2 tRNA genes and 2 rRNA genes are annotated in these 756 nt (G+C 50.4%); all 4 read left to right on the top strand.

Annotated elements, in window-relative coordinates:
• Positions 1-10: 10 nt before the first annotated feature.
• Positions 11-127: ribosomal RNA gene (rrf, locus tag ACFQI7_RS37840) — 5S ribosomal RNA — on the top strand.
• Between the two features lie 27 nt (positions 128-154).
• A tRNA-Ile gene (locus tag ACFQI7_RS37835) sits at positions 155-231 on the top strand.
• A 17-nt stretch (positions 232-248) separates the two neighbouring features.
• A tRNA-Ala gene (locus ACFQI7_RS37830) sits at positions 249-324 on the top strand.
• 308 nt (positions 325-632) lie between these two features.
• Positions 633-756 (top strand): 23S ribosomal RNA (locus ACFQI7_RS37825); the annotation flags it as partial.

Raw genomic sequence — 756 nt, 5'->3', positions numbered from 1 at the left:
TTTCGATTAGTTTGGTGATGATGGCGGAAGGGAACCACGCGTACCCATCCCGAACACGAACGTTAAGCCTTCCAGCGTCGATGGTACTTGGACCGCAGGGTCCTGGGAGAGTAGAACGTCGCCAAGCTAAACCGCTATAAGCGGTTCATCATGAGGGCCCTTAGCTCAGCTGGTTAGAGCGCACCCCTGATAAGGGTGAGGTCGGTGGTTCGAGTCCACTAGGGCCCACCATAAATGAATATTAGTTTGGGGCCATAGCTCAGCTGGGAGAGCGCCTGCCTTGCAAGCAGGAGGTCAGCGGTTCGATCCCGCTTGGCTCCACCATTGAAACTTTCACGGAAAGCATTACCGGTTGAACGGCAATGGTGACTGTGGTAAGATGATCTTCCTGCCGATTACGGCAGCGAAAACAATCAAGGTTGACAACTGAGATCGCTGAAAGTCGATCCAAGTTGCAACATTGTTCCTTGAAAACTGGATATCGAAACAAGCAACAAATGCTGAATCATCCTTAAAGATGATCTTAATCGATCTTTAATCTTTTAGGTTAGCTACAAGCGGAGCGTATATGTTTTCAAAGTGACCTTTGTGCGAAGCACAACGGAACGCGAAAATATATACCGAAGCGTTTTGGTTAAGCTAATAAGAGCACACGGAGGATGCCTAGGCGCCAGGAGCCGAAGAAGGACGTGGCGAACAACGATAACGCCTCGGGGAGCCGTAAGCAGGCTTTGATCCGGGGATGTCCGAATGGGG

This window comes from Paenibacillus allorhizosphaerae, assembly GCF_042659105.1.
Taxonomy (GTDB): Bacteria; Bacillota; Bacilli; order Paenibacillales; family NBRC-103111; genus Paenibacillus_G; species Paenibacillus_G allorhizosphaerae.
Note: the sequence above shows the minus strand (reverse complement) of the source record. Positions and strands in the feature narration are given on the sequence as shown.